Source organism: Rhodanobacter sp. GW835-FHT13D09 (genome assembly GCF_058793995.1).
Genome location: NZ_JBXAGL010000023.1, coordinates 1 through 1,110, shown reverse-complemented (window position 1 = coordinate 1,110; position 1,110 = coordinate 1). Strand labels below are relative to the sequence as shown.

Genomic DNA, 1,110 nt, shown 5'->3' with positions numbered 1-1,110 from the left:
CTAGTGGACCGTAACGTTTAAATAGGAAGTATCATGGAGTCCTCGGAGGGCACCATGAACTTAACCGAAACTGAAATCATGGAATTGCAGCGGCGAGTCAGCGGGAGGACCGAGCGAGCGGACTCGGCGCGTCGAGCGCGCCTGATCCTGCTGCTTGCGAACGAGCTGACGTGGGCCCAGATCAGAGGCAAGCTCGATTGCAGTGACAGCTATATCGACCGCTGGAGCAAGCGCTTTGCAACTGAGCGGCTGGCGGGCCTGTTTGCGCGCCACGCTGGGCGCGAGCGCTACAAAGTGACCGAACGCCTGGAGGCTCGCGTGCTGGCATGGACCAGCAAGCGCAAACCGGCCGACGGCTCCACGCACTGGTCGTCTCGTAAGCTCGCGGCCGAACTCGGTGGCGAGATCTCGCACATGACGGTAGCGCGCATCTGGGCCAAGCACGGCATCAAGCCGCACCGCCTGCAAGGCTATCTTGCCTCGAACGATCCGAACTTTGAAACCAAGGCCGCCGACGTGATCGGGTTGTATCTGAACCCACCGCAGCACGCGGCCGTGTTCAGCGTGGACGAGAAGACCGCGATCCAGGCGCTGGACCGCAAGGACCCGGTGCTCCCGTTGTCGCCAGGGCGCATCGAACGCCACGGCTTCGAGTACTACCGCCACGGCACGCTGTCGCTGTACGCGGCCTTCAATACCAAGACCGGCGAAGTGTTGGGCAAGACCGCCGCGCACCACACCTCGGCCGAGTTCGTCGCCTTCCTCACCGACATCGTGGCCAACCAGCCCAAGGGTAAGGAAATCCACGTGATCGCGGACAATCTCTCGGCGCACAAGACCAAGCAGGTCGATGCATTCCTCAGTGCGCATCCGAACCTGCATATGCACTTCACGCCGACCTACTCGTCCTGGCTCAACCAAGTTGAACTGTGGTTCGCCAAGATCGAGCGCGACGTGATCGCACGCGGCGTGTTCACCTCGGTGCCCGATCTCAAGAGAAAGCTCATGCGCTACATCCGCAAATACAACGAGCAACCCAAGTCCGTAAAGTGGAAGTACTTCGACCCAACACGGCGTATTACTCCCAATTCAATCGTTACGGCCCACTAG

General features: G+C 60.6%; 1 protein-coding gene. It reads left to right on the top strand.

Annotated features, from left to right (window positions below; all coding sequences use genetic code 11):
• Positions 1 to 54: 54 nt before the first annotated feature.
• The gene (locus tag AC1Q5A_RS16595) at positions 55 to 1,110 is read left to right on the top strand and encodes an IS630 family transposase (RefSeq protein WP_492702577.1); all 1,056 of its coding nucleotides are present in this window, start codon (positions 55 to 57) and stop codon (positions 1,108 to 1,110) included.

Bases quoted from the DNA above. Each gene is read 5' to 3' on its own strand.
- AC1Q5A_RS16595 (WP_492702577.1), top strand. From the start codon at position 55: ATGAACTTAACCGAAACTGAAATCATGGAATTGCAGCGGCGAGTCAGC.